Origin of the sequence: Akkermansia muciniphila, assembly GCF_030848305.1 — a bacterium.
GTDB classification, from domain to species: Bacteria; Verrucomicrobiota; Verrucomicrobiia; order Verrucomicrobiales; family Akkermansiaceae; genus Akkermansia; species Akkermansia muciniphila_A.
Window position 1 is genome coordinate 2,267,762 of the sequence record NZ_CP114598.1, and the last position, 26,939, is coordinate 2,294,700.

Sequence of the window (26,939 nt, forward strand, 5' to 3'; positions counted from 1 at the left end):
CCGGTAGTGATGTTCCATGCACATCACGGCAGGCCTCCGCATTTCCCGTGCGTTTATTCTCGGCGCCGGGCTGGGTACCCGCCTGCGCCCTCTCACCGGCATTCTGCCCAAGCCGCTGATTCCCTTTTTCCATGAACCCCTTATTCTGCATTCCATGCGCCGATGCTACGATTGCGGCATACGGGAGTTCATCATCAATACCCACCATCTGGCGGCGGCCTGGGATAAGGTGTTCCCTGAACGCTCATGGAACGGCTGCCCCGTTCATTTCAGCCATGAACCCGTGCTGCTGGATTCCGGCGGCGGCGTCAAAAAGATAGAGTCCCTGGCTTCCCCGGAAGAACCGCTGCTGGTGGTGAACGGAGACATGGCGGCCACATTTGACCTGGGCCGCCTTCTGGAGGAGCATTTGAGCCGCCGCCCTCCCGTGACGCTGGCCCTCCGCACCTCCGGAGATAAGAAGAACGTGGGATTTGATTTTTCTTCCGGACTGGTGACGGATATGAGGCACGCCCTGGGCCGCGACCCCGGATCCTGCCAATTTACCGGCGCGTACTGCATGGAGCCGGAAGTATTCGGGCGCATCCCTTCCGGGGAGGCCGTTTCCATCATTCCCCTGTTTCTGGATTACATCCGGGAAGGGCGCCTGCGCGGCATTCTGGCGGACGACGGGTTGTGGATGGACATGGGAACGCCGGAGGCCTACCTTCAGGCTCATCTGGATTTCCCCTCCCCCGCTCCGCGCATCCACCCCCGGGCCCGGGTGTCCCCCCGCGCCTTTGCGGACGGTAATTGCGTGATAGGTCCCGGCGCAACGGTAGAGGACGGCTGCCGCCTGCAAGGCTGCGTTGTCTGGCCGGGCGTACGCGTGCCTTCAGGCACCTGCGCGGAACGCCGGATTTTCTACTGTTCCCCCAACGGCCATTGACCATGCTTTTGCTGCGCCTTCTTTCTCTGATGTTGTGCTTTTCCGGCCTGGTTCACGCGGAACACCGCGTTTTCACCAGGAAGGACGGCTTTTTGTCCATGCGGGACAAGCTGAACGTGTATTTTTTCCGTTCTGATACGCACCGTCTGCTGGTGAGGGACGAAGGAAGCGTCAAAACGCCCCGGTACGGCTCCCTGGACAAGGCCATGAGGAAAAGTCCCTGCGTGGCCGGCGTCAACGGAGGATTTTTCAGTGCGGACGCGGAGGGAACGCCCCTGGGCCTGGTCATTCAGGACGGCAAACGGCTTTCTCCGCTGGCTACGGGGTCTTTCGCCGTTTCCGGGGTCGTTTATGAAGGAGGCAGAAGCGGATTGACCCTGGTCCGCAGTTCCGTGCTGAAACGCATGAAAAAGCTTCCGGCCACGCAGGCAGCCATTCAGGGAGGACCCTTTCTGGTGGAGAACGGCTCCGCCGTAAAAGGGCTTAACGCACAGAAGTCCACTTACCGCACCTTCATTGCCACGGACGGAGGAAAAAGGTGGTGCATCGGCGTTTCCTCTTCCCTGACTTTGAAGGAACTGGCAGCCTGGCTGGCGACTCCTGGAGCATTGGGGAATTTCCGGGTGGAAACGGCCCTGAATCTGGACGGCGGCTCGTCTTCCGCCTTCTGGTGCCATGAAACAGGCATTTCCTACCCTGCGTTCAAACAGGTCAGGAATTATCTGGGCGTAGCCCCCGTGGAACGCCGGTAAACGCCGTCCTCCACGGGGCCGTGAACACGTTTCCCGGCGCCTATCCTGCGCAGCAACAGAACCGCGAACGCCAGGAAACAAACCAGAACGGCCCAGTCGCCCAGCATGGCGTACAGGGTTATTTCCGTACAGCCCACAGGCAATGTGGCAGTCATCACCCCTCTGGTAAACGGCGAACCGGAGGAATCCCTCAAATCCGCAATAACCGCGCCATTGGGGGCCAGAGCCACGCTTACGCCGGTATTGGCGGCACGGACCATGGAACGGCGCAGTTCAATACAGCGGAACGCCGCATTGCGCCAATGCTGTTCATTGGCGCAGGAACGGTTGAACCACCCGTCATTGGTCACGTTCACCATCAACTGGGGTTCCTGCCGGACGAAGCGGCGCACCCAGCTTCCCACCACATCCTCAAAGCAGACCAGCGGAATAACGCCCACCGTAGAGGAGCTTCCGGGACGGATAGGCACGGGAACGGGATTGAAGGAACACCCGGGCGTATAGTTCAGGCCCATGGCAGTTCCGGCGGAAGCCTCAAAGGCTTTTTCCAGAAACGGGAATGTTTCCCGCATAGGGATGTATTCTCCGAAGGGAACCAGCATGGCCTTGGCGTGCGGACGGGCTGTGGAATAATCCCCTTCAAAGACGGTAAGGCAGTTGTAAGCCCGCGCCACACGCCCTTCATCAGACAGGTAAATATCATCCGTGCCCGTCAGCAGGATAAAATTGCATATCCCGCTCCGAAGGGCCTGGACGTAATCCTCTTCCGCGCTCAGAAAGTTGACATTGTCCTGATTGGGGAAGCGTTCCCCAGTGGAATCACGGTAAAACGTGGAAATGGGGAAGGAACTTTCCGGCCAGATGACCCAGGCCGGCATATCCAGGGAGGCTTCCGCTCCGTCTTTGACCGCCTGTTCCAGAGCGCGGTTTTGAAGATCCAGCATTCCCTGTTCCGTCATGTCCAGCAAAGCCTGGTAAATGCTTTCCCGATTGGCCGGATCCCATTTTTCCTTCTGGCTCAGATTCAGCTGCACGGCCATGACGGGAACGGTAAGCCTGCCGTTTCCCGTAACCGCGGCAGACTGGGAGGAGTAACGAGCCGTCCAGAACACGCCGACGACAAACATGGTTAAAAGGACCGCCACCAGGATGAAAAAGTCCCAGGGAACGGTCCGCCTGCCTTCATGGACAATCATGGTTCCGGCACGGCGGCAAACACGCCAGAGCCAGACGGAAAAGACGGCCGGAATAAAGGCCAGCGCCGTCACGCCAAGGTATTCCGCCCATTGGGCCAGCGGATTTCCGTACAGGGCCACGCCCAGATTGTTCCAGCCGAAACCCGGTATCAGCCAGCCCCGCCCCCATTCCAGGCATACCCATAAAGCGGCGCCCGCCAGAGCGGCGGAAGCGCTGGGCAATATGTCGCCCATGGCCCAGGCTTTCCAGGCGGCCCGGCGTTCCTTTGCCGCCAGCTTCGCATCAGGCAGCGGCCGGCCGGCCGGCCGGAAGAACACTCCCATGACCAGAGCCCATAAGCAGGGAAACAGGCCTCCGTAAAAAATCATCAGGGGAATATAGCCCAGCGTGCTGACCTCATTGACCCACCAGAAGGAGATGCCGTAAAATACCACGCCAAAAACCCAGCCATACAGGGCGTACGCCAGAATTCCCCTTTTCCCCTCCCGTCTGCGGCCGTGCCACAGGGCTGTCAGCAAAGGCAGGAATCCTATCCATACGCACCCGCTCCAGTCCACCGGAATAAAGGCGCAGGCCATCAGAATTCCGGAAAAAGCGGCCAGCAGCAGCCCTGCCCACACGGGCAGGAGACGAGGGAGGGAAGCAGGTGGGGTATTCATCATGAAAAGCCTTTTATTCCGGGAACGGGAATGCCGCCATTGTCCCCCATGCTGACTCATTCCTGCAACAAAAAAGATTGCAAAATTTATTCAAATGCGGAAATAGTGGGTTCAGTTCATACAACCCATCATACACAATGGCAGATATCGACGAAAAAACACCTCTAAACGTCCCCGGCAAGTTTTACGTGGACAGTTCCTGCATTGACTGCGACCTTTGCCGCGAAACCGCTCCGGAAAACTTTGGACGGGATGACGACGAAGGAGTATCCTATGTCAAGAAGCAGCCGGAAAACGACGAAGAGCTGAGCGCATGCGAGGAAGCCATGGAAGGCTGCCCCGTGGAAGCGATTGGCGACGACGGCGAATAATATTTCTCCATATATTATTTTAACCGCCCGGGGCTGTTGGCATTCAACGCTCCGGGCTTTTATTTTCCATCCATGTCCTCCCCCTGGTCTCCCTACACGCCGGACAGGGACCGTCCGGATCCCTACGCCTCCCCAGTCCGGTATGATTATCTTTCCCGTGATGAGCAGGAGGTGAGGCAGGCGTTGGCGGACTGGTTCCAGATATCCCCCGCCGCCAGTGAAACACGCAACCTCCATACGGCGGAGTCCCTGCTGGGGGATATCCTGTCCAGGCTTCCCCTGGACGGCGACGGCATGGACCCCGAATTGCTCCGGGAAGGATGGCTGAAAGCTGCGGGGCCATTCCTGGGCCAGCAATCCAACCTTCTTTCCATTGTCAAGGGAGTAGCCACCATCCAGGTGCTTCAACCGGCCATGCGCTACCATCTTCAGCAGTGGCAGGGAGCCCTGCTGGGAAAACTGAAGGACCAGTTCGGCAAGGATGCCGTCCATTCCATCCGCATACGGATAGGATAATTTTGCCGCCGCACGGCATTTCTTCAAAATGCCTGATCCTCATTTCATGCATTATAACGGATGCGGAAAACCTTTCAGAATTTCTGATCCGCCGTCAAATGGATTTTCCTTTTTCTTAGGATCGTAAATTTTCTATCCTTCCCCATAATTTTCCCCCATATGAAAAGGAGGAAAAAGAAAAATTGTCAGTTTTTTTGCGATAGCGTTTTTTAGAGGCTTGGAAATTCTGTAATTACTATTCCAGATAAAGCGGAATTCCCTTCGTGACGGCTTGATTTCTATTTTCCAACCGGAGCGGAAGTCTGGATCTCCAGAAGAAAGAAAAAGGTGAGGAGATAGAAAAACAGTGTGCCGCGACATTAAAAATTTGACGAAAGAGAGTTTTTTATTTAAGTGTAATAGTTATCACATGCGATTTACTCTCCCTGCCCTTCTGCTGACGTCAAGCCTGACTCTTTGTTTTCCTTCTTCCTACGGAGATTGGACTTCCCCCCACTCCCTCCAGCAGGAAAAAGACGCGCCGGTTCCTCTCATTCCCTTTCCGTCCCAGGTGGACTGGAAAAGAGGGACATGCCCCAAAAAAGCACCCGTTTCCGTTAACAAGGACCCTGCCCTGGCCCAATCGCTGGGAAAAGAAGGCTATGAACTCCAGATTCGCCCCGGAGGGATCCTGATCAAGGCAGCTACGGATTCGGGCGTTTTCTATGCCCGCAGGACGCTGGATCAGCTGGGAGCCAAGGGAAATTACCCGTGCTGCGACATCAAGGACAGCCCGGCATTCGCCATTCGCGGCTTCATGCACGACGTAGGCCGCAATTTCCGGCCTATTGAAACGCTCAAGTCGGATATTGACGAAATGGCGCGGCTGAAACTGAATGCTTTCCACTGGCACCTGACGGACTATCCCGCATGGCGCATCCAGAGCAAAAAATATCCTGTCTTGAATGATCCCTCCAAGCGGATCAAGAACCGGGATGTCAATGACACCTACACCTACGAGCAGATCCGGGACCTGTTCCGCTATGCCAGGGCGCGTCACGTCCAGATCATCCCGGAAATTGATATGCCTGGACACAGCACTTATTTCAGAAACTGCTTCGGCTTTCCGATGCACGACCCCAGGGGCATGAAGATTCTGGAAGAACTGCTGGAAGAATTTTGCAGGGAAATTCCTGTGGAAATGTCTCCTTACCTGCACATTGGAGCTGATGAAATCCACATCCCCAACGGGAAGCAGTTTGCGGACCGGATGGCGGCCAAGGTCAAATCCCTGGGACGCCAGCCCATCCAATGGGCGGGCAACAATGACCTGCCTGTGTCCGGAGACAGTTATGCCCAGCTGTGGAATGACGAAAATTCCGTAGGTCTGCCGGATCCAGCCAGGCAGAAGAATCCCTATTTCGATTCCACAGCAGGGTACGTCAATTCCTTTGACCCCGGCATTCTGGTGCGCAGGAATTTCTTCCGCCAACCCTGCGGAACGGTGAAGAGCGACGAACATTCTTTGGGAGTCATTCAGTGCCTGTGGCCGGATACCCGGGTGGGGGACAAAAAGAATATTCCCATTCAGAGCCCTCAGTGGCCGGCCATGTTCGCCATGGCGGAACGCAGCTGGAAGGGGTTGCCGGCGGATGGTTCCCGCTTTGCCGGAAAACTGCCTGAAAAAGATACGGAGGCCTATCAGGCCTTTTCCCTGTTCGAGAAGCGTATGGAAGCCCTGGCCGGAAACAGGCCCTTCCCCTATTGGCGGGATTCTTTTGTGGAATGGACCGTATTCGGTCCCGTTCCGAAGGACAGGCAGGAAGAAGTAAGGAACGGCCTGCTGGCAGGGAAATCTCCCGCAGGGCTGAACCCCATCCGAGCCCGGGGAGGCAACTTGTATTTCCGTACCCGTGCAGGGGCGGAAGGCCTATTTTCCAAGACCAAGCCGGGAAATACAGCCTGGGCGGAAACGACTTTTTATGCGGCCAGGCCCGGGACCATGTACGCCATGACAGGATTTGACGCGCCGGCCCGTTCCACGCGACGCTGTTCCGGGGTTCCGTCCGCCGGGGAATGGTCCCAATGCGAAACCAGAATATGGGTGAACGGAAAAGAAGTGAACAATCCCCAGACCTGCAGGCTGGCGGGACAGAGGCGTTATGAAAAGCACACCTGGAATTCCCCTGCCAATGAAATACCCTTTGACAATGAAGAATTCTGGTGGGCGCGTCCTCCCGTTTCCTTTCAGGTAAAGGCCGGAGAAAACAAAATCCTGATTGAACAGCCGTATACGGGAGAATTCCAGTCATGGGGAGTCAGCTTCATTCCGGTGAAAAAAGCCGGAGACCGCTGGATTGCCGACCCAAGCTGCTATGCCAAACCCGGGAGAGAGAAACAGGATGACGTCTCTCTGGTGCCATCAAAGTAAATATGGAACTCTCTCCCCGCGGACCTTTTCATGTTCCGTCCCATCATTCCAGAGGTCATTTTCCCCCGGTCATCAGGACGAGAGAGCGGGGAAAATATCGCTTGAGAAACACGTAAACGCTCCGCGCCATCATATAAACCGCAGGCACCAGGCACCACCACAACCAGGCAGGCCATGGGGAGGGAAAACAGTTCTCTACGCCTATCAGGACGATCAGCACGAAAATGTGGGAACAATACACGAAGAAGCTGCCGGACGCCCACAGGGACAGCCTTTCCGACCAGCCGGGGCTGACGGCTTTCACAATAATCCCGAAGCTGAGAAAGGCCAGAACAAGCAATCCGGAATAAGAGCCGTCCGGAATCAGGAAAGAGTCTGCACAGCTTGCCCATACAAGGGCCGCAGAAGCTAAAAGAATGGAAGTGTGCACGGCAAGGGGCATGTTGCCCCAGCGGTTCAGACAGCCTGGGGCGGCGGACGCCAGCATAACGCCGAGCGTAAAATCCCCGAACATGTACGGGCTGGGCCACGCCAGAGAGTCATCCCACCGGTGCAGAAACAGGCAGAACAGGCCAAGGGCGTAAAGAGCTGGACGGAAACGGGAGAACAAAAAAGCAGCCAGGGTAAAAATCATCAAGTCTCTCAGAAACCACATCGGGGTCAGCATGGGACATGCTCCCAGCCCAAACACGGAAATGAGCGCATTGGGGTCAAGAGGCATGCCGACCGCCAGCCAATAGGCCGCGCACCAGAAAAGATAGGGCCGCAGCAAAACCATCAGGCGGCGTGCCGTCCACGTTCCGGAGCCCTGATCCCCAAGGCCGGAGGCGGAAAAATAACCCGCCAGCAGGAAAAACGTCGCCAGCGCAGGACCAATCAGCCATTGGTTGGGAGGAAACGCCACGGAAGGAACGTGCTGCATGATGACCACAAGCGTCGCCAGCAACCGAGCAATCTCCACCCAGGGCAAACGGGGGTGAATTTCTTTACCGGACGTGGGGGAGACGGTCATGACTGCCTCATTCTGGATGATTGTTCTGAAAAAGCACTATTTTTATTGGTTTTGTAGACGGAATATTTCCGAAAAACAGCTTATTAACCTTCGCAAGCCTCACTTAGAGAAAATACTTGAGAATGAATTAAATTAAGCATTTTTCCCATATTTGCATTTATTGCTTACAGGCCAAACAGCATTTCTTTCTGCACACATTCCGAGCGGAGAGGCTGTATCAAATACGCTCCTGCGTTGATAAATGGGGAAATACGTCCCGTCCTGTTGACCTTCTTCATACAATTTATCCCATACATTCATGGCTTTATCTTCCATTTATCCGAACGGATCGCATTTCTTAACTGCCGCCCGAATACCCGTCATTTCCGGGAAATATCATCTGCCGCATGTTTACCGCCGTTCCCGTCAGCGTAAAAACCGTATTTTTTCCCATGTCTATCTATGGGAAGCCTCTTTCAGAAATAGCGAAAAAGGCTGGATTCCATAGAGAATCCAGCCTTTCGGAAAGGAAAGGATACACGGTTCAGGAATAAAAACCGATATCCGGTTCCCGGTCCCGCCGCCTGCGTTTCAAATACGGATTGCGGTATCGGTGAATGCATTTGCCGGAACTCCCGGGGGTATAATGAAGAGGATCCGCCTCCTTGGCGGCTTCACGGCTCAATATCTCCACAAAATCTTTCAAGGACATTTCCATATCCGCATCGTGGCATGCCAGCGCGGCGGACAGACGCACCTTACCGTTGCCATAGTCCACATACATGGCGAACAGCGTGGTCTGGTACAGATGCCATGATTCCCCGCCCATTTTTCCGGACCGGTGTTGGCTGATGGCCTCCAATAGCCACGTCAGCGCATGTTCCAGTTCCAGATTGTCCAGAACATCCCGTATGAGAGATGTTTCACGACCGAAAACGGCCACGCTTTCCTGTTGTTTTACCCTGTTGATTTTCATGTCCTGGTTCTCCTTTCCGGTTTCCCTTGTTAAGCAGGGCGGCGGATAATTATGCGGCCCCAATTACTTTGGACACTTTTTCCAACAGGTTGTTCAACCTGAATTCTCAACTGTGTCAGCCATGACCACTTTCCCAATGTACGGGAGTTCCCGATGATGCCCGTCCAGATCCATTCCAAAACCCACCAGGAAGTCGTTTCCCTGCGTAAAGGCCACGTAATCAGCCTCAAAAGGTACTTTCCGACAACAACGCTTGTCCACAGCCACGGCGGTGCGGACTTCCTTCACCCCTCTTCTTTTTAATTCCCTGCAAACTTCATCCAGCGTGGCGCCCGTATCCAGAACGTCATCTACCACCAGAACGGGCACATCGGGCTGGAAATCACCGCAATCTCCCTCCCACGCCACGGAGCCGGAATTTTTCATCCCGGCATAACTGGAAATTTTGACGGCTTTCACCACGGGCCGGGATTTCAAATGCTTCTCCAACATCGCAGCGAAAGGAAGAGCTCCGTTCAGCAGCAGCAATAAAATATAGGGTTTCCCTGCCATGGCCCTGTCAATGGATGCGGCCAGTTCCCTGACGCGCGCGCAGATGGCATCCTCTGCAATCAAAGGGGTGATGGTGTAAGTCATGGAAATGAGGTATGATAATGTTTCCTGTAAGGAAAATCAATCCTTGAAGAAGAACGAACGGAAATGGAAAATTTCCGGCCCGGATTCAGTGATTTTTTCAAAAACAGAATAAATCTCCACAGGCAGGAGGCATCAACAAGCGCTCTCAAGAGATGTTTTCCTTGCCCCGGCCGGCAGAGAATGCGGAGGCGCATTTAACGGTGGCTTCCCGCCGGACCGCATGGTAAAGTAAGGCAGAGATGACTGATTCCCCTTCCAAGCGCCTTTTTATTCTGGATGGAATGGCCCTGGCTTACAGAGCCCACTTCGCCTTTTTCTCCAATCCCATCCGCAATTCCAAGGGAGTCAATACTTCCGCCGTGTACGGCTTCGCCAATACGCTGCTGGGCATTCTGGAACATGAACTCCCCACGCATATCGCGGCCTGTTTCGACACTTCCGTTCCTACGGCGCGCCATAAGCTTTACCCTGCCTATAAAGCCAACCGGGAATCCATGCCGGAAGAGTTGAGCTTTCAAATGCCCCTGATTTTCAGATTGCTGGAGGCCATGAATATTCCCATTCTGCGTTATGAGGGTTATGAGGCGGACGATACGATAGGCACGCTGGCGCGCATTGCGGACGGTACGGAGGGGTTCCAGACCTACATGGTTTCCCAGGACAAGGATCTGGGCCAGCTTATTTCCTCCACCTGCTTTCTGTGGAAACCCGGCAAAAGGGGCAATGACCACGAAGTGATTGACCTGGAAAAACTCAAGGAGCAATGGGGCATTGAACGTGCGGACCAGGTAGTTGATATTCTGGCCCTGATGGGGGACAGCTCCGACAATATTCCGGGTCTTCCCGGCGTGGGGGAAAAGACGGCCAAACTGTTGATCGGAGAGTTCGGCTCCGTGGAAAACCTGCTGTCTAATACGGATAAGCTGAAAGGGAAGCGCAGGCAGATTGTGGAGGAAAACGGAGCCATGGCAACTCTTTCCAAACAACTGGCCACCATTGACCGGAACGTTCCCCTGACGGTGACCCTGCCTGGCCTGGTTAAAAAAGAGCCCAGCCCGGAGGAACTGCTGTCCCTTCTCCAGGAATTGGAGTTTCGCTCCATGCAGGCCAAGCTGTTCGGGAAAAAAGCGCCGGAGGCCAGAAAATCCCCCCTCCCTGCGGACGATTTGTTTGCTCCCGCCCCGCAGACGGAACAGCCTCCGTTGGAGGCGCTCTCCGCCCCCGTTTCGGGAGCACGGCAGAGCAGTTCCGGCCAAATGGACTTGTTTGAGGAACGCCATTTGAAAACAGTAGATGATTTCAGGCACGAGTATATTATTGCGGACACGGCGGAAGCCCGTTCCGCCATGGTTGCCGAGCTGGAAAAGCATGATTCCTGGTGCTTCGACACGGAAACGACGGGCCTGAATCCCCTTACGGACAATCTGCTGGGCGTCGCCTTCTGTGCGGAACCGCACAAGGCATGGTACATGCCTGTCTCCGGCCCGGAGGATCTGGAAGCGGTTAAACCGCTTCTGGAAGGCCCCGCAGAGAAGATAGGGCATCACCTGAAATTTGACCTGGAGGTTTTGAGAGCCAACGGCATTCACGTCAAAGGCCCCTTTTTCGACACGTTGCTGGCTCATGCCCTGATCGCTCCGGGCATGAAGCACGGAATGGACATTCTGGCGGAAAATCTGCTGCAATATTCCACGATTAAACTGAAGGACATTGCCGCGCCGGGAGCCAGGAAGCGCGAACTGGACACCAGCGGCATTCCCGTGGAGGTCATGGGCAAATATTCGGCGGAGGATGCGGATATCACCCTCCAGCTTTCCTCCATCCTGAAAAGACAGGTCAAGGAAAGCGGCATGGAGAAACTGTTCCGCACTGTGGAACTGCCCTTGCTTCCCGTGCTGGCGGACATGGAGTTCACCGGCATCCGCGTGCTTCCGGAATCCCTGGAAAAGGCTTCCGTCAAGGTAGGAGCCATCATTGACGGCCTGCGGGAAAGAATTGAAGAAGCCGCAGGCCATCCCCTGAACCTGAATTCCCCCAAGCAGCTCGGAGATTTCCTGTTCGGAGAACTGGAGCTGGTGAAGAAGCCCAAGAAGACGAAGACGGGCCAGTTCGTGACGGATGAAGACACCCTTTCCGCTCTGGCTCCCCAGCATCCCATTGTAGCGGATATCCTGGCCTACCGGGAGAATATGAAGCTGAAGAGCACGTATCTGGATGCGCTGCCCAAATATATCTGCCCGCGTGACGGACGCATCCATACCCAATTCCACCAGATGCTGACCGCTACCGGGAGGCTCGCCTCCCAGGATCCCAATCTTCAGAATATTCCGGTAAGGACGGAACAGGGGCGCCTGATCCGCACCGCTTTTGTCCCCGCCTCAGAGGAATACACCATGCTGTCCGCAGATTATTCCCAGATTGAACTGCGCATCATGGCGGCGCTTTCCGGAGACCCCGCCATGTGCGGAGCATTCAAGGAAGGGCGGGACATCCATACGGAAACGGCCGCCCGTGTGTACGGCATTCCCCGCGACCAGGTGGACGCCGTTATGCGCCGCGCGGCCAAAACGGTGAACTTCGGCATTATTTACGGCATTTCCGCCTTCGGTCTTTCCCAGAGGCTGGGCTGCCCCCGCGGAGAAGCCGCCACTCTGATTGAAAACTATTTCACCCAGTTCCCCGTAGTTAAATCCTTCATGGAAGACCTGGTTCACAAAGCGGAACAAGCCGGTTACGCGGAAACGCTGCTGGGGCGCCGGAGAATGATTCCGGAAATCAACTCCGCCAACAAGACCATTAAGTCCGCCGCGGAACGCACTGCCATCAACACCCCCATCCAGGGCACGGCGGCGGATATGATTAAAATAGCCATGATCCATGTGGACAAATTGCTGAAAGGCACCAGATCCCGGCTTATCCTCCAAATTCATGATGAATTGCTGGTGGACCTGCACAGGGATGAATTGGATCTTATTCCCAAGATAGAGGAAGCCATGATCAGCGCGCTGCCCCTGCCCAACGGCGTTCCCATTCTGGTGGAAGCCAGGACGGGCGGCAACTGGCTGGAAGCTCATTAAAAACATTCTTTCAGCAAGCTCCCATGCTCCCGCATACCGGGATTCCCGAGCTTTCCCGATGCCTTACTTTTTCTTCCAGCAGCACCGGTTCCCAGTCTGTGGACGTGCTGTCCCGCCAACGGAAAGTTTTTGAAAAAAGATTCCCCAGCGGCAGGAAAAATGAGTAGGAAAGGATATCCCTTTGAAAAAATGAGTTAAAGAATCAGAGCGTCCCCAGCCTGGAATTCCGGCACAGTCACCAGAGCGCTGCCGTCTTTCAACGTCACTACATGCACCTTGCGCTCCTGCATTCCTGACGGCGTTTTTACCTGGATGGAGCTGCCGTCCCTGACGGCGGAAGCGGGAATCCACGCGGAAACGGGAACCTGCACGTTGATGGCCACTTGAAGGGCCATGTTGACGGGAGCCACCTGCCACTCGGAGACATGGGAGGCATTCGGCTCCAGAGAGGCAATCAGCACGGCGGAATTGCTTTCGGAATCCAGCGCCGCATCCACCGCCGTAACGCGGCCCAGCCATTGCAGCCGTTTTCCATTATTCAGCACGCAGGAGGCGGTCAGAGCCGTATTCACTTTGCCCTGCTCATCCCTGGGCAACGCGGAAAATTCTTCCAGAGGAACGGGAATCCGTATCATCCGTTCCTGAAGAGGAATTACTTTCCCCACCGGCTGCCCGGCGACTACGCGGGCACCGGCGCCCACAGAGCATTCCACCACCTGGCAGGTATAGGGAGCTTCCAGCACCGTATCCCGGAGGGCCTGTTCCGCTTCCGCCACATACGCCTCCGCGGCGTTCAGCCTCGCGTTTACGGCTCTTCTCTGCGGCACCCGGAGCACCAGTTCGGATTCCTCACCGCTTTTGGAGACGGAGCTGTATGTCTTTTTGATGGCTTTCAGGGCTTCCGCCTGCTCCGTAGAAACATCCAGACGGGCCTGTTCCAGTTCCGCCTGGGCATTTGCAAGACGGGCGCGGTATTCAAATTTTTCCAATTCCATCAGGGGGGTTCCCTTCAGGACAATTTCCCCCACGTTAAACAGGGGATGCACTTTGTCCACCTTTCCGGAAACGCTGGGAGAAAGCATCGTCAGGTAGGAGGCCCTTACAATGCCGGGCGCGGAAATGGAAAGGGTGTTCGTCTGCAGCCGGAGGGGTTTCTCCGTTCCTGCGGACGCGCACCCCCTGTTCCCGGAAGAGGAAAATGAGACGGAAGGATCCGTTACAATAGCCGTGCCTGTCAAAAGCGCCACAATCCCCAGGCCGATGCCTATGGACCAGAATGTTCCCTTTTTTTGAGGGGCCTCGCTCATCGACAGTTCCGGGGGAAACGCGTCCCGTTATTTGGGATATTCCGTCTCCATGATGTGGGAATAGGCCTCCGCCGTTTCCACAGCCACGGTTTCAATATTCTTCATCAACTGGGCAAACTGGGCTTCCGAGAGGTCCATGCCTTCCAGAACGAAGGACTGGCGGTAATAAACGTACCCGCTGTTGGGGTCCAGCTGAAAGGCGCCGGCAGTCTGGTCCGCATTCAGTTCGCTGAGGATAATGCTGACTTCCACACGGCGGGCTTCAGGGACCTTGGCGGCAAAAAGCACGTCAATGACCAGCGTCTCCGGACGTTCAATCATGGTGTACAGGAGGCTCACCGGGGTGAACGTATCACAGGGAACGAATGCGATGCCCGTCTTAATGTTGTGGTCATCAGCAGAAGTGATCCATTCCGTTTCTTCCCCTCTCTTTCTGAGAACGGTGTACACACGGTCCAAAAGGCTGAGATGCTGGTTTTCCATATTGAAAATTGTTTAACAGGGGGTTGCTTGCAAAGGCGCATGCAACGTACGCGCCCGTTTACTGAATCCAAGCTTACTGGCATCCTTCTGATTCGTCAAGCTCTCCTGACGTAAAGAAATTGAAAAAACATGTATGCAGCCGGCATAAAAAATACAGACGCCGTCCGAAGGGGCGGCGTCTGGAAAAAACGCGTGCGCCGGAAGTTCCGGCTTCTTTCCGAGGTTCTTTTTACAGGATATCCCCGGGCTGATAACCCGCTCCGTCCGGGAATCTGTCCGTCACTTCCTTCACCATGGAGCGGAATGCTTCCACCTGGGCGTCAGCCATGCCCGTAGCGGAGGAATTGGAATCAAAGATGCGCTGAAGATCCGCCCGGTCTATTCCCAGGCGCCCGTCTTCCGCCAGACGGTCCAGCAAATTGTTTTCCGTGATTTTTCCGGCCCGCAGGTCATTGGAGACGGCCACGGCATGTTCCTTGATCACCTCATGGGCGGTTTCCCGGCCAATGCCGCGCTTGACGGCCTCCATCAGGATGGTGGTTGTCATCAGGAAAGGAAGATAGCGGCGCAATTCCGCAGCCACCACGGCTTCATACACGCCCATCTGGTTCAGAACGGTCAGGAAGGTTTCAAATAGGCCATCCGCAGCGTAAAAGGAATCAGGCATGACTACGCGGCGCACCACGGAGCAGGAAACGTCCCCCTCATTCCACTGATCCCCGGCCAGCCCGGAAATCATCATCAGGAAACCCTTCAAGATGACATGGAAGCCGTTGACGCGCTCGCAGGAGCGGGCGTTCATCTTGTGCGGCATGGCGCTGGAGCCAGTCTGTCCCTTGGCGAACCCCTCCGTGGCCAGTTCATGGCCGGCCATCAGGCGCAGGGTCTTGGCAAAGGAGGAGCAGCCGGAGGTGAGTTCCACCAGTCCGGAAACTACGGAAAAGTCCAGAGAACGCGGATATACCTGCCCCACATTCATCCACTTGGCGGGAATGCCCAGGTGGGCGCACACGCGGTTTTCCAATTCCAGCACGCGGCCGGCATCCTGTCCGAAGAGGGAAAGCTGGTCAAGCTGGGTTCCAACGGCGCCCTTCAGCCCGCGTACGCTGTAACGATCCATGAGGGAAATCCATGTCCCCAGGCCGTGCACGATGTCTTCCCCGAACATGGCGACGCGCTTGCCCATGGTCGTGGTCTGTGCGGCTACATTGTGCGTGCGTCCGGCAATGGTCACGTGCTTCCATTGTTCGGCCAGGGCGCTCATGCGGTTCAACACGGCCACGGCCTTGTCCCGGATGATCTGCATGGATTTCCAGATCTGGAGCTGTTCCACATTTTCCGTCAGGTCCCGGGAGGTCATGCCCTTGTGGATATGCTCGCATCCGGCCAGTTCGCAGAATTCTTCTATGCGCGCCTTCACATCGTGGCGCGTCACGCGTTCACGCGCGTCAATGGAAGGAAGGTTTACCTGGTCTTTCACCCGTTCATAGGCCTCAATGACTCCGTCCGGAATATCCAGCCCCAGATCCTTCTGGGCTTTCATCACGGCAATCCAGAATTCGCGTTCCAGAATGATGCGGCCCTCTGCGGACCAGATGGATTTCATGGCGGCGGAGGCGTACCTTTCAGCCAGGACATTGGGAATCACGCTCATATCAAAATATGTCTATGCGGGGGGTTATCAACAACGGTAAGCCGCCATGATCATGACGGAAGGAAAAAAAGCAAGCACTTTCCCACAGCTTCACGGATTAGGGGCGCCGGGGAATTCAAAGCCATTCCTTTTATGAACTTGATTCAGTATTGCGCCTCCCTCCCAATAAAAGTTTCAGGAACAGGCAAAGATTTTTATTGCCGAATGCCGGAATCGCAACATTTCCGCTTATCGCCATGTTCCCTCACTCCCCCGGCGGCGGCTCCAGGCCGTACCGGGCATAACCGGAAACGATTTCCTGAAGGATGGCGGAAATTTTTTCCAGAGAACGGACAGGGACGTATTCATACTTTCCATGGAAGTTGTGGCCTCCGGCGCACAGGTTGGGACACGGCAGCCCCATGAAAGAGAGGCGTGCTCCGTCCGTGCCACCGCGCACAGGGATGATTTCCGGCCTCACTCCCACGGCTTCCATGGCCCTGCGGGCATGTTCCACCAGGTGCATGTGCGGGAGTATCTTCTCCTTCATGTTGTAATAGGAATCCGTAATTTCCACCTTTATTGTCCCCTCTCCGTATTTACGGTTCAGCAGGGCCGCGCATTCCTGCATGAACCCCTTCTTGCGCTCAAACGCCGCCCTGTCATGATCCCTGACGAGGTACTCCGCAACCGCCTGTTCCACGTCTCCCCGGAGAGAATCCAGATGATAAAAGCCCTCGTATCCTTCCGTGAAAGCGGGATTCTGGAACGCGGGCAGCATGCCCTGGAATTCCATGAGAACCAGGCAGGCATTCAACATCCTGCCCTTGGCGCTTCCGGGATGAATGGAAGAGCCCTGCACCGTCACCACCGCGGAAGCCGCATTGAAATTTTCGTATTCAATTTCCCCCAGGGCGCCTCCGTCCACGGTATAGGCGAAATCCGCGCCAAACCGCGCCACGTCAAAGGCATCCGTCCCGCGCCCTATTTCCTCATCCGGCGTGAAGGCAATCCGTATCTCGCCGTGAGGCCGTTCAGGGTTCAGCAGGAAGGAGGCGGCCATATCCATGATTTCCGCCACACCGGCCTTGTCGTCCGCGCCAAGCAGGGTAGTTCCGTCCGTCACGACCAGGTCCTGACCCAAATAATCCGCCAGCTCGGGAAAAACGGCGGGGGAAAGCACTATTCCCTGCTCCGGGTTGAGCTGGATGTCCCCGCCGTCGTACGAGCGTATGATGCGGGGGTTTACGCCGCTGCCGGAGACTCCCGGAGCCGTATCCACATGGGCCACCCAGCCGATGACGGGAACATTCCCTTCCACGTTGGAAGGAATGGAGGCGTAAACAATGCCGGAATCCTCATCCAGTTCCTCCTGCGCTCCCATGTCCTTCAGCTCCCCGGCCAACAGACGGGCCAGCTCCGTCTGGCCGGGGGTGGACGGCACGGTGGAGGAATCCGCGTCCGACTGGGAACCCACGGAGACATACTTCAAAAAACGGTCTAAAACGGAGATGTTCATGGGAAAAATCAAGGATTGGCAAGAGTCTAGCACCCGCCCCCGCGAACACAAGCACAAGACACGGTTTATTCTTGCGATTCAGGACGGTGTGCCGTATGTAAACAAAGCCTCTCCCCATGATGACACCTCTCCCCCTTGGCATTACCCTTGCTTTGTCCCTGACCAGCGTCTCCATGCCTCTTCTGGCCCAGGGGGTGTATATGCCCGGCCCCATGCCCGTCACCGCCGGAGCGAGGCAGGACCCAACGGATATGTATCTGGAGGCGTTGAAGCTGGTGACCCAAGCCGCGGGGCTGGTGGAAAAACGGGATTATATAGGAGCCATCCGCCTGACGCAGCAAGCGGAAGACAAGTTCGGACGCCTGGCCAAATCTTATCCCCAATGGCGGCCCAAACTGCTGCAAACGCGCCGCCAGCTCAACAGGGAAAATCTGGACCAGTGGCAGAAGCTGGCCCAGCAGCAGGCCGCCGCCTCTTCATCCAGCTCCGGCCTGGAGCTGGAACGCCCTGCCTCCGTGCCGAAGCGCCCCAGGCCCAAACCCAACATAGCCCTTCCTCCCGGCTACAAGGGCGTGGAATTCCCTACCCGGCCCGGAGAATCCCTAGTCAATACCATCCCGTCCCCCTCCGTTTCTCCCGGGGCGGCTCCGGAAGTGGTGGAAAGCAATTACGAACGCATTCGAAGACTGCTGGATAAAACCACCATGGAGAACAAGGCCCTGATCCAGGCTCTCAAGCGTACCCGCCGGGAGCAGGAGGAGGTTCTGGCGAAACTGGCCGTGGCATCCGCCGGAGAATCCGTTTACCGGGATGAATTGCTCAAGGTCAAAAAGCAGATGGAGGATGAGAGAAAGACCAGCAACAAGCTCATCCAGACCCTCACCAGGAGAGTGGAGGAACTGGAACAACATGTCACTTCCCTCAGCCAGGACAAGGCCCGTTACCTGGAGCAGGTCGCCGATCTTCAGCTGCAGCTCAAGGAGTACAAGGACAAACTGGACAAAGTGACGGATGAGAAAAACGCCCTCCAGAAAGACCGCGACCAGTTGGCGGCCCTGGTGGAGCTCAACAGTCCGGACAAAACAAAAAACCTGTTGGACCGCAACCTGACGCTGGCGGCCCAGCTCAAGGATGCCCAGGACAAAATCGCCGCTCTGGAAACGGCCAAGTCCGATTCCGAAGAACAGCGGAAAGCCAATCTGAAAGCGTTGGAAGAGGCGCGGGGGGAATCCGCAGACCTGAAACAGAAACTGATTGCCATCCGGGATGAAAACATCGGCTACCGCAAACGCATTACAGAGCTGAATACCAAGCTCATTAATGCGGATGTGGAACTGTCCAAGCTGGAGGCCAATCCGGAAAAAAGCCCGCTTCTTCTGGAAGAAAACCAGCTGCTGCGCTCCACCATCGCCAAGCAGCTCCGCATCCTTTCCGTGCAGGACCAGAGCCGCTCCCTGCTCATCAGCACCTATAAGCGGCTGCATCAGGAAAACCCGGATACAGCGGAAATAGCCTCCCTGATGGATAATGAAGAAGCCATCAGGCTCACCCCCGCGGAAAAACAAATTGTCAATGCCATTGCCAAGGATAACAATATCAATGTTCCCCTGACGGCTCAGCAAAAGGAAAAAATCAATAAGCTGGCTCAAGCCCTCTCTGCGGAACGCGGCAAGGCCGCCCAGCTTGCCCGGGATTTGGAACTGGCGCGCAGCCAGATGAAAACCAAAGCGGACAAATCCGCCAAAAACGACAAAAAACAGGCGGAAGCCCTGGCGCGGGCCCAGAAGGCCCTGGAACAGAAAAACATTCAGGTGGAAGAACTCACCCGGCAGATGGAAGAACTGAAAAGACGTTCCGCCGAACAGGCCCGCCTGGCCGCCATCTCCGCCGGGGCCATTACTCCGGACCAGGAAAAGGCGCTGAACCGGGGCATGGAAGCCACAGTGCGCCGGAAGCTGGAGGCGGAAGCCCTGGGACAAGGCGCCGCAGAAGCCTTCGCCAAAAAACGCTATGCCGCCGCAGAACAGCTGTACCGGACGTTGCTGGACTTCCAGCCGGCCCACGTTCCGGCCCTGGTCAATCTGGGGACTATTCTGCTTCAGCGCAACAAGGCGGAGGAAGCGATCAAATTTCTAAAAAAAGCCACGGAACTGGACGCATCATCCTCCCCTGCATGGTTCATGATGGGGGTGGCCCAATACCGCGCCGGGGAAGACCAGCGCGCCATCGCCTCCCTGACGGAAACGGTCAGGCTGGATCCGGCCAACGCCCTTGCCCTGCTTTACCTGGGCAACCTGGAAACCAGCGCCGGAAACTATGAAAAAGCGGTTATCCACTTTGAAAACGCCCTGAAAATCCAACCGGAATCACCGGACGCGCATTTCAACTTGGCCTGGACCTATTCCCGGCTGGGCCGCACGGCGCAGGCCCGCAAGAGCTATGACGCAGCCATCCGCAGCGGAGGCCTGCCGGATTCCGACCTGGAACTTGCCATTACCGGAACCACCACCCTGCCCCGCAAAAAGCAGGCTCCGAACCAGAATCCCTCATCCGCCGCAAAAGAGGGAGAAACCCGGCTGGCCGCGGCAATAAGCGATCCGTCTGTCATTCCCCACGAAGCCAATGAAGTGCCTGCTCATGTGGCGGAGGATCCGAATGCGCGGGAAAAGCCTTCCGCCGGTCCCAAACAGGTTGTCGTCAGCCACCGTCCGGAATCCGGGCAAGCCTCTCTGGCCTCCCAAATGAAGGAAACCGCCCCCGCGGCTACATCCGCACAACCTCCGGCAGAAGCCGCGACTGCCGCAACGGAAACGCCCAAGCCGGAAAAACAGGAACCTCCGCGCAGGAAAAGCCGTTTCCGAATCGGTTCCTGACGTCATTATCCTTTTCCCCACTGAATAAAAGCCATGCATCACGTTTCCATTTTAGGACTGGGCCTCATTGGCTCACGGATTGCACGCCATATGGCCGGGATGGGCGACACGGTCACCGTCTGGAACAGAACTCCGCGGGAGGATTTTCCAGAAGCGGTTCCTACCCCGGCGGATGCGGCCCGCGCTTCCAAAATTATTCAGCTCTACCTGAAAGACAGGAATGCCTGTCTGGAAGTGTTTGAACAAATGAGGGAGGCCCTGACACCGGAGCATATCATTCTGAACCACTCGACTATTGACCTGGCGACTGTCGGAAAACTCTCCCTGATGAGTTCCTCCATCGGCTGCACGTATGTGGATTGCCCGTTCACCGGCTCCCGTTTGCCCGCAGAAAAAGGGGAACTGGTTTACTACGTTGGAACGGATTCCACCACTCTGGACCGCATACGCCCCGTGCTGGAGCACAGTTCCCGGGACATCCTGCATCTGGGAGGCATTGGAGCCGGCACCGTCGTCAAACTGGTCACCAACATGGTCTCCGCCACCATGGTGCAGAGTTTGAGCGAAGCCCTGGCCATCTCCCAGGCGTACGGCATTTCCCCGGAAATGCTGGGCCAGGCCATTTCCCGGAACGTCATCGCCTCCCCTCTGGCCGCATTGAAGCTGCCCCTGATGGCAAAGCGCGACTTTTCCACTCATTTCTCCCTGGACAACATGAGGAAAGATAGTATTTACGCTCAGGAACTTGCCGCAGAAAAAGGAATCCACCCTCCTGTTGCCTCCCTGGTTTCCTCCATCATGGGTAAGCTGTGCCGGGAAGGTCATGCGGAAGAGGATTTCAGCTGTCTGGCGGAACAATTCGACTAACTTTTTCCGCGGATGAAATTCAGGGGAACATGCGTCTTTCTGTTGACGGCTCTTCTTCTGCCCCCTGCTGTCCGGGGGCAGGAACAGAAAGGGGCTGGCGATGTTTCTTCCGCGGAAGTGCGGCCGCCGGAAGAAGAAGCAATATCCGTCCAGGATGCGGCTTTTATTGATGACGCCTCGGACCGTCCTGTATTGCAGGGCAATTCCAATGTGAGTCCCGTTGTCCCCCCTTCGCCTCCGGCAAAAGCCGCCGCCGGAACGGAGGAACAGCCTGCCAGACGGCAGCCGTTCACCAGCGTTTCCACTTCCAGGCAATTTCATGTCACCGGGATGGACTCCCTGCTGGCCGGGGCCATCGCCACCCGGGCGGATGCCATACGCACCGCGCTGCTCAAGGTCCTCAAGCAGCCTGACGAATGGAAAAACGGCATCAACATCCGCCTGGTAGGAGAACCGGGAAGCCCCGTTCCGGCCAACCCCGTCCGCATGCAAACCGTCATTGTGGGCAACACCCTCTCCTATAACATTTTCATTCACCTGGGCCACGGCATCAACCAAGACAGTCTGCGCCGCGCCATCGTCTCCACCCTGCTTTATGAAATGATGCTGCGCACGGTGGATCCGGAAGGCCTGCCGGATAACGTCACGCTGCCCCCCTGGCTGATTGCCGGGCTGGAACAGGCTGTTCTGTGGCACAATAATGAAGCTGACCGCGCCATGTATTCCACCCTGTTCCAGCAGTCCGGCATTATGACTCCGGAAGAAATTCTGAATTGCCGGGAACCGGAAAAGGAACTGGATGCGACCTCTTACGCGGCCTATCAAACTTCCTGCGGAGCCCTGGCGCTTTGCCTGCTGAACCAGGAAAACGGCCCGGAAGGCATGAAACAGCTTCTGGACCAGGCTATTCTGGGCAATGACGATCCCGGAAACCTCATCAAACGCCATTTTCCGCAGCTCAGCCTGACTCCCACTTCCCTCCATAAATGGTGGACGCTTCAGCTTTCCCGCATGGCGACGCCTCCCCTGACGGAAACTCTCACGATTACGGAAACGGAACGGCACCTTCAGGAAGCACTCACCCTGGTCAAGTATGATCCGGATACCCGCACCACCGTCACATTTCCCCTGGATGACCTGGAGCAGGCCCATTCCCTGCCGGATCTGAACAGGCAGCTTTCTAATGTGGCCGGCAGCCTGCTCAACCTCAGCAGGCGTTCCTTTCCTTCATACCGGCCCGTCATTGTAGAATATGCCAAGCTGGTGGCCCTGATGCAAACAGGGAAAGTCAACAGCCGGGAAGCCGGCCCCAAAATCAGCCAGCTCCGGGAAATCAGGAACCTTTCCATGAAAACCGCCCGCCGCGTCCGGGATTATATGGACTGGTATGAAATCAACACGCGGTCCGGAACCGGCAAGACATTCGCTTCCTACGCGGCAGCCGTGAAAATCCTCCGGGAACAGGAGCAGCCGGCCAATACACCTATTTCCCGCTATCTGGACGACATTGAAAAACTGTACACCCTCCCGGCCAGGACTCCTGTGCCCTCCCTGCATGGGAAGAATTGAGGGAAGGGAGTTTTGCCGTCCCCGGCAAAAGCACTGCACTTCCGGAAAAACGTTCTCCCATGCCGGCAATGTTACCTTCATGGCAACACAAAATGCCGATGGGTTCTCCCCGGAAACCGGAAGGAGCGGATATCTGGCGCTATGAAGCAAACTGGTTGCCGGGACAGGCCAAATCGCCGCATCACGTTATGAACCAATAGACCGTTCCCTCCAGCGTTTTGAAGAATTCTCTGCATCTGCGCTCACGCGCATTTTTTCATGTGGTCTTTTTTGATTCAGGAGGATTCAGGGATTGTCTTTCCCAAGATGATTTGCAATCATCGCCCCGAATTATTTTCATATCACTACACAATATGGACACGTCATTGAAACTCCACGGCCTGGTGGCCGCCGTACATACTCCGTTCAAGGCGGATGGTTCTCTGAATCCTTCCAGCGTTGACGCCCAGGCCAAGCTGCTTGCCTCCCAGGGCATCAAGCTTGCTTTCATTACCGGCAGTACCGGTGAATCCTCCTCCATGCAACTTGAAGAACGCAAGGAAATCTATTCCGCCTGGAAGGAAGCCTCCGCCAAGCATGGCGTGGAAGTTATCGCCCATACCGGTTCCAACAGCGTCTGGGACGCCCGGGAACTGGCCGCTTTTGCCCAGGAGTGCGGATTCGTGGCCACCAGTTCCCTTGCTCCCTCCTACTACAAGCCCGGCACTGTCCAGCGCCTGGTGGAATGCTGCGCTTTCGCCGCCTCCGGTGCACCCGACCTGCCCTATTATTACTATGATATCCCCGTGCTGACGGGCGTACGCTTCAACCCGGTGGAATTCATCAAGCTGGCCAAGGAACAGATTCCGAATTTCGCAGGCATCAAATTCACCAATCCGGATCTGGCCCTGTACCAGACCACGCTGAATTACGACGAAACCGTGGACATCCCCTGGGGTGTGGACGAATGGTTTACGGGCGCTCTTTCCGTAGGGGCCAAGGGCGCCGTGGGGAGCTCCTTCAACTTTGCTCCGGCCCTGTACCAGAAACTCATGAAAGCCTTTGCGGAAGGCGACGTGGAAACGGCGCGCGACTGCCAGTGGAAGTCCGTGCAGATGATCAATATCCTGGCCTCCAAAGGGTATATGGGCTGCGCCAAGGCTCTGATGGGCTGGCTGGGCGTTGATCTTGGACCCGCCCGACTTCCGCAGGGCAACCCGACCGCTGATCAGCTGAAGGAACTCCGTTCCGAACTGGAAGGCATCGGCTTCTTCCAGTGGGCTTTAAACTGAACCCCGGAATCTGACCGATATGGCTGCAACTCTTGATATGCCCTCCCTGGGCAAGTTCTACCGCCGCCAGCTTCTGGAAGACGTTCTGCCGTTCTGGTTCCCCCGTGCCTACGACGAAAAAAACGGTGGTCTTTACCACTGTTTTGACGCAGACGGCACACTGGTGGACTCCGACAAATCCGTCTGGGCCCAGGGCCGTATGGCATGGATGCTGCTGACGATGTACAACAGCATCGAAAAGAATCCGGACTGGCTCAAATGGGCGGAAAGCGCTCTGGAATTCCTGAAAACCAAGTGCGTTGACCCAACGGACGGCCGCATGTTCTTTCATGTAGCCGCCGACGGCACCCCCATCCGTAAACGCCGCTACGCCTACAGCGAATCTTTCGCCGCCATCGCCTTTGCAGCGCACGCCAGGGCGACCGGCAGCCGGGATTCCGCCCGTGAAGCCCGCCACTGGTTCGACATCTTCACGGACAACTGCTTCACTCCCGGCAAGATGGTTCCCAAGTTCACCGGGGAACGCCCCACGACCGGCCTCGGCACCCGCATGATTACGCTGAACACAGCTCAGGAAATGCGCAAGTACCTGGGAGATGACGACGGCTTCTATACCGGCTGGACAGACCGCTGCATCAACGATCTCCGCACCCTGTTCATGAAACCTGACATCCAGGCAGTCATGGAAGTGGTGGGAACGGACGGCTCCATCATCGACCACTTCGATGAACGCACCCTGAACCCCGGCCACACTACAGAGGGAGGATGGTTCGTGCTGGAAGAAGCCCGCCATCGCGGCAATGACCCCGAACTCATCAAGGTGGGCTGCGACATGATTGACTGGGCATTCGCCCGCGGCTGGGATAAGGAAAACGGCGGCATGCTGTACTACACGGACGTGTACAACAAGCCCGTCCAGGAATACTGGCACAACATGAAGTTCTGGTGGCCGCATGATGAAGCGCTCATCGCCATGACGCTCGCCTACAAGCTCACAGGGGAAGAACGCTATGCCATCCGCCACGACATGGTGCGCAACTGGGCTTTCTCCCACTTCCAGGACGCGCAGCACGGCGACTGGTTCGGCTATCTGAATAAGGACGGTTCCCGGGCCAACACCCTCAAGGGAAGCCTCTGGAAATCCTTCTTCCACCATCCCCGCGCCATGTGGTGCTGCGCCCACTACTGCGGAGCCATTTAAGAAGAAATCAAATGTTTCCTGCCGGGCGGCCATTCCGTATCTACGGAGTGGCCGCTTTTTATGCCCTCAACGCAGGATGATATCCTCCGTCCGCACCACCACATCTCCGGGATCCAGCATGGCGTTAATCAGGGAACAGAAACGGAATTTGCCTATATCTTCCGCTTTTACGGAACATTCCTGAATGTCTCCGCGGGACAACAGGAAGGCGCGCTTGGTTCCCGGAAGCAGAAAAGTTTCCGGAGTAACCCAGGAGGAACCGTCCCCGAACACCACGTTGCTGTACCGCGTATCCGCCACCATCCCGTTCCGGAGAATCAGAGCTTCTTCGTCACAGGCCAGTCCCGCCCCTGCCGCCAGAAGCTCTGTCCGATCCTCCCACTTGCATGAATAATCCAGGCCGGGCATTTCCACACACGTCAACGTCTTCACCTGCCGGGGACGGTAAGGTTCAAAAGAGGTGCGGATCACCTTTCCCCGCGTATCATACGTGATATGGCATTTGTAAACGCCGCGGCCCTCCGGGCCGGAACAGCCCGAAAGAACGGAGGCCAGATCGGGAACGGGGGCGCTTTTCGAGCCATGAACACTGATGGCGGCCTCCACCCTCCGCTGGTGCCAGGGAAGCAGGCAGGGAGCGCCATTCTCCCATTTGACGGTTTCAAAAATCAAACGGCACATAAACTTTGGCAACAGCTTCCCGGTATTCCTCTTCCATCCGGCTCATGACGGTAATTCCTCCACCGCTCTTGTATATCATTCCCCGTTCATCCTCCTCCATGAAGCGGATGGAGACGGCGGAATCCAAATCCCGCCCGTTGAAAAAGCCGAAAATTCCGGTATAAAACCCCCTTTCCATATTCTCCGCTTCCGCGATGGCCCGGCAGGTAGCTTCCTTGGGCGCGCCGGTCACGCTCCCGGCGGGAAGCAGCTTCAGAAGGATTTCCCCCAGGCGGGAACGCCAGTTTTCCGGCAACAGCCCTGAAATTTCGGAACTGCATTGAAGAATAGAACCTTTGGACGTTTCTACAGGGCTGATATAGCGGTAGCGTTTTACCCTCACGCCGGTTGCCACCATGGAAAGATCATTGCGCATCAGATCCACAATGGTGGCGGATTCCCTATTCTCCTTTTCATCCGTTTCCAGCCAGCGGCGCGCTTCCTGCGTAGCGGACGGCGCCGTTCCCTTCATGGGAAACGTGGAAATGGAGCACCCGCGCACCGTGACAAACGGTTCCGGAGAAAAGCAGACGCAGCCGCGGCCGTGCACTCCGGAAATCCGCGCGTCCGGCCCCAGCAGCATCCGGTAAGGCGCGCGGGCAAACCGGAACAGATGGCGCAACGTCAGGTTGGTTTCCACGGGGGTGGACACGCATAAATTCAGCAGGTAGGAATCCCCCCTCATCAGATGGTTCCGGACGGAAGCGAAGGATGCCGCATACCGGGACATGGGCTGGGGAGACGGAATGAACCGCAGCCGTTCCGGAAGCGGCGCTTCGCTGTCCTGACTTCCCATGGCGCCCAGCGGCAGGGAAAAAGCCGCCATGCGCTCCCTTTCCGTTTCCGAAGGTTCAAACAGCAGGTTATGGCCCATATCATGGGAGATGACAAAAAAGAACGGACATTCCGCACGGCCCAGGGCGTTCATGCGGCTGATGGTCTGCTCCCGTGTGTACATTGTCGGGAATTACTCTATCATGTGC

Annotated in this window: 22 protein-coding genes; 12 read left to right on the plus strand and 10 right to left on the minus strand. The window is 56.5% G+C overall.

The window, feature by feature from the left end; translation table 11 throughout:
* Positions 1-16 precede the first annotated feature (16 nt).
* Entirely contained in the window at positions 17-928 is a 912-nt protein-coding gene (locus O4G22_RS09920) for a sugar phosphate nucleotidyltransferase (protein WP_306701678.1), read from the plus strand.
* A gap of 2 nt (positions 929-930) precedes the next feature.
* A complete protein-coding gene (locus O4G22_RS09925; protein WP_295978439.1) occupies positions 931-1,680 on the plus strand; it encodes a phosphodiester glycosidase family protein in 750 nt (249 codons plus the stop codon).
* Here the strand turns inward: O4G22_RS09925 and lnt are convergent.
* Complete coding sequence (gene lnt, locus O4G22_RS09930; protein WP_306701679.1) at positions 1,647-3,539, minus strand: apolipoprotein N-acyltransferase; 1,893 nt, start codon at positions 3,537-3,539, stop codon at positions 1,647-1,649. The two genes, O4G22_RS09925 and lnt, sit on opposite strands and share 34 nt — an antisense overlap.
* Positions 3,540-3,673: 134 nt before the next feature.
* Here lnt and O4G22_RS09935 point away from each other — a divergent pair, with 134 nt between their 5' ends.
* The 3 genes from O4G22_RS09935 to O4G22_RS09945 all read left to right on the plus strand — a co-directional run bounded on the left by O4G22_RS09935 (position 3,674) and on the right by O4G22_RS09945 (position 6,833).
* Positions 3,674-3,907: a ferredoxin gene (locus tag O4G22_RS09935; protein ID WP_094137042.1), complete on the plus strand. Its 234-nt coding sequence runs from the start codon at positions 3,674-3,676 to the stop codon at positions 3,905-3,907.
* 72 nt (positions 3,908-3,979) lie between these two features.
* The gene (locus O4G22_RS09940) at positions 3,980-4,423 is read left to right on the plus strand and encodes a DciA family protein (RefSeq protein ID WP_143245695.1); all 444 of its coding nucleotides are present in this window, start codon (positions 3,980-3,982) and stop codon (positions 4,421-4,423) included.
* Positions 4,424-4,832: 409 nt separating this feature from the next.
* Entirely contained in the window at positions 4,833-6,833 is a 2,001-nt protein-coding gene (locus tag O4G22_RS09945; protein WP_094137040.1) for a family 20 glycosylhydrolase, read from the plus strand.
* A 55-nt stretch (positions 6,834-6,888) separates the two neighbouring features.
* On the opposite strand, the gene O4G22_RS09950 is transcribed toward O4G22_RS09945, so the two are convergent.
* Entirely contained in the window at positions 6,889-7,845 is a 957-nt protein-coding gene (locus O4G22_RS09950) for an acyltransferase family protein (RefSeq protein WP_094137039.1), read from the minus strand.
* Between the two features lie 298 nt (positions 7,846-8,143).
* Here O4G22_RS09950 and O4G22_RS09955 point away from each other — a divergent pair, with 298 nt between their 5' ends.
* A complete protein-coding gene (locus O4G22_RS09955; RefSeq protein WP_143247146.1) occupies positions 8,144-8,332 on the plus strand; it encodes a hypothetical protein in 189 nt (62 codons plus the stop codon).
* A gap of 36 nt (positions 8,333-8,368) precedes the next feature.
* On the opposite strand, the gene O4G22_RS09960 is transcribed toward O4G22_RS09955, so the two are convergent.
* Positions 8,369-8,800, minus strand: a complete 432-nt coding sequence (locus tag O4G22_RS09960) for a hypothetical protein (protein WP_297404214.1) — start codon at positions 8,798-8,800, stop codon at positions 8,369-8,371.
* Positions 8,801-8,893: 93 nt separating this feature from the next.
* On the minus strand, positions 8,894-9,436 hold the full coding sequence (locus O4G22_RS09965; protein ID WP_094137036.1) for a phosphoribosyltransferase: 543 nt from the start codon (positions 9,434-9,436) through the stop codon (positions 8,894-8,896).
* 239 nt (positions 9,437-9,675) lie between these two features.
* On the opposite strand from O4G22_RS09965, the gene polA reads away from it, so the two are divergent.
* Positions 9,676-12,513, plus strand: coding sequence for a DNA polymerase I (polA, locus tag O4G22_RS09970; protein ID WP_094137035.1), 2,838 nt, complete (start codon positions 9,676-9,678; stop codon positions 12,511-12,513).
* A 194-nt stretch (positions 12,514-12,707) separates the two neighbouring features.
* Here polA and O4G22_RS09975 read toward each other — a convergent pair whose 3' ends face one another.
* The 4 genes from O4G22_RS09975 to pepT form a co-directional block, all read right to left on the minus strand.
* The gene (locus O4G22_RS09975; protein WP_094137034.1) at positions 12,708-13,820 is read right to left on the minus strand and encodes an efflux RND transporter periplasmic adaptor subunit; all 1,113 of its coding nucleotides are present in this window, start codon (positions 13,818-13,820) and stop codon (positions 12,708-12,710) included.
* Positions 13,821-13,847: 27 nt separating this feature from the next.
* The gene (locus tag O4G22_RS09980) at positions 13,848-14,303 is read right to left on the minus strand and encodes a YbjN domain-containing protein (RefSeq protein ID WP_094137033.1); all 456 of its coding nucleotides are present in this window, start codon (positions 14,301-14,303) and stop codon (positions 13,848-13,850) included.
* Positions 14,304-14,532: 229 nt separating this feature from the next.
* Positions 14,533-15,957 carry an adenylosuccinate lyase gene (gene purB / locus O4G22_RS09985; RefSeq protein WP_094137032.1) on the minus strand — a complete coding sequence of 475 codons (1,425 nt, stop codon included), beginning with the start codon at positions 15,955-15,957 and terminating at the stop codon, positions 14,533-14,535.
* Between the two features lie 244 nt (positions 15,958-16,201).
* On the minus strand, positions 16,202-17,455 hold the full coding sequence (pepT, locus tag O4G22_RS09990; protein WP_094137125.1) for a peptidase T: 1,254 nt from the start codon (positions 17,453-17,455) through the stop codon (positions 16,202-16,204).
* A gap of 116 nt (positions 17,456-17,571) precedes the next feature.
* Here pepT and O4G22_RS09995 point away from each other — a divergent pair, with 116 nt between their 5' ends.
* The 5 genes from O4G22_RS09995 (at position 17,572) to O4G22_RS10015 (ending at position 25,236) form a co-directional block, all read left to right on the plus strand.
* Positions 17,572-20,328: a tetratricopeptide repeat protein gene (locus O4G22_RS09995; RefSeq protein ID WP_306701680.1), complete on the plus strand. Its 2,757-nt coding sequence runs from the start codon at positions 17,572-17,574 to the stop codon at positions 20,326-20,328.
* A 33-nt stretch (positions 20,329-20,361) separates the two neighbouring features.
* Positions 20,362-21,195: an NAD(P)-dependent oxidoreductase gene (locus tag O4G22_RS10000; protein WP_094137030.1), complete on the plus strand. Its 834-nt coding sequence runs from the start codon at positions 20,362-20,364 to the stop codon at positions 21,193-21,195.
* 12 nt (positions 21,196-21,207) lie between these two features.
* Positions 21,208-22,764 (plus strand): hypothetical protein, encoded by a 1,557-nt coding sequence (locus O4G22_RS10005; RefSeq protein ID WP_094137029.1) that lies wholly within the window; start codon positions 21,208-21,210, stop codon positions 22,762-22,764.
* Positions 22,765-23,117: 353 nt separating this feature from the next.
* The gene (locus O4G22_RS10010) at positions 23,118-24,035 is read left to right on the plus strand and encodes a dihydrodipicolinate synthase family protein (RefSeq protein WP_094137027.1); all 918 of its coding nucleotides are present in this window, start codon (positions 23,118-23,120) and stop codon (positions 24,033-24,035) included.
* Positions 24,036-24,054: 19 nt separating this feature from the next.
* A complete protein-coding gene (locus O4G22_RS10015) occupies positions 24,055-25,236 on the plus strand; it encodes an AGE family epimerase/isomerase (protein WP_094137026.1) in 1,182 nt (393 codons plus the stop codon).
* A 66-nt stretch (positions 25,237-25,302) separates the two neighbouring features.
* Here the strand turns inward: O4G22_RS10015 and O4G22_RS10020 are convergent, their stop codons facing one another.
* Entirely contained in the window at positions 25,303-25,917 is a 615-nt protein-coding gene (locus O4G22_RS10020) for an aminotransferase class IV (RefSeq protein ID WP_094137025.1), read from the minus strand.
* The gene (locus tag O4G22_RS10025; protein ID WP_306701681.1) at positions 25,898-26,914 is read right to left on the minus strand and encodes an aminodeoxychorismate synthase component I; all 1,017 of its coding nucleotides are present in this window, start codon (positions 26,912-26,914) and stop codon (positions 25,898-25,900) included. The genes O4G22_RS10020 and O4G22_RS10025 overlap by 20 nt, the downstream gene beginning before the upstream one ends.
* Positions 26,915-26,939: the final 25 nt, after the last annotated feature.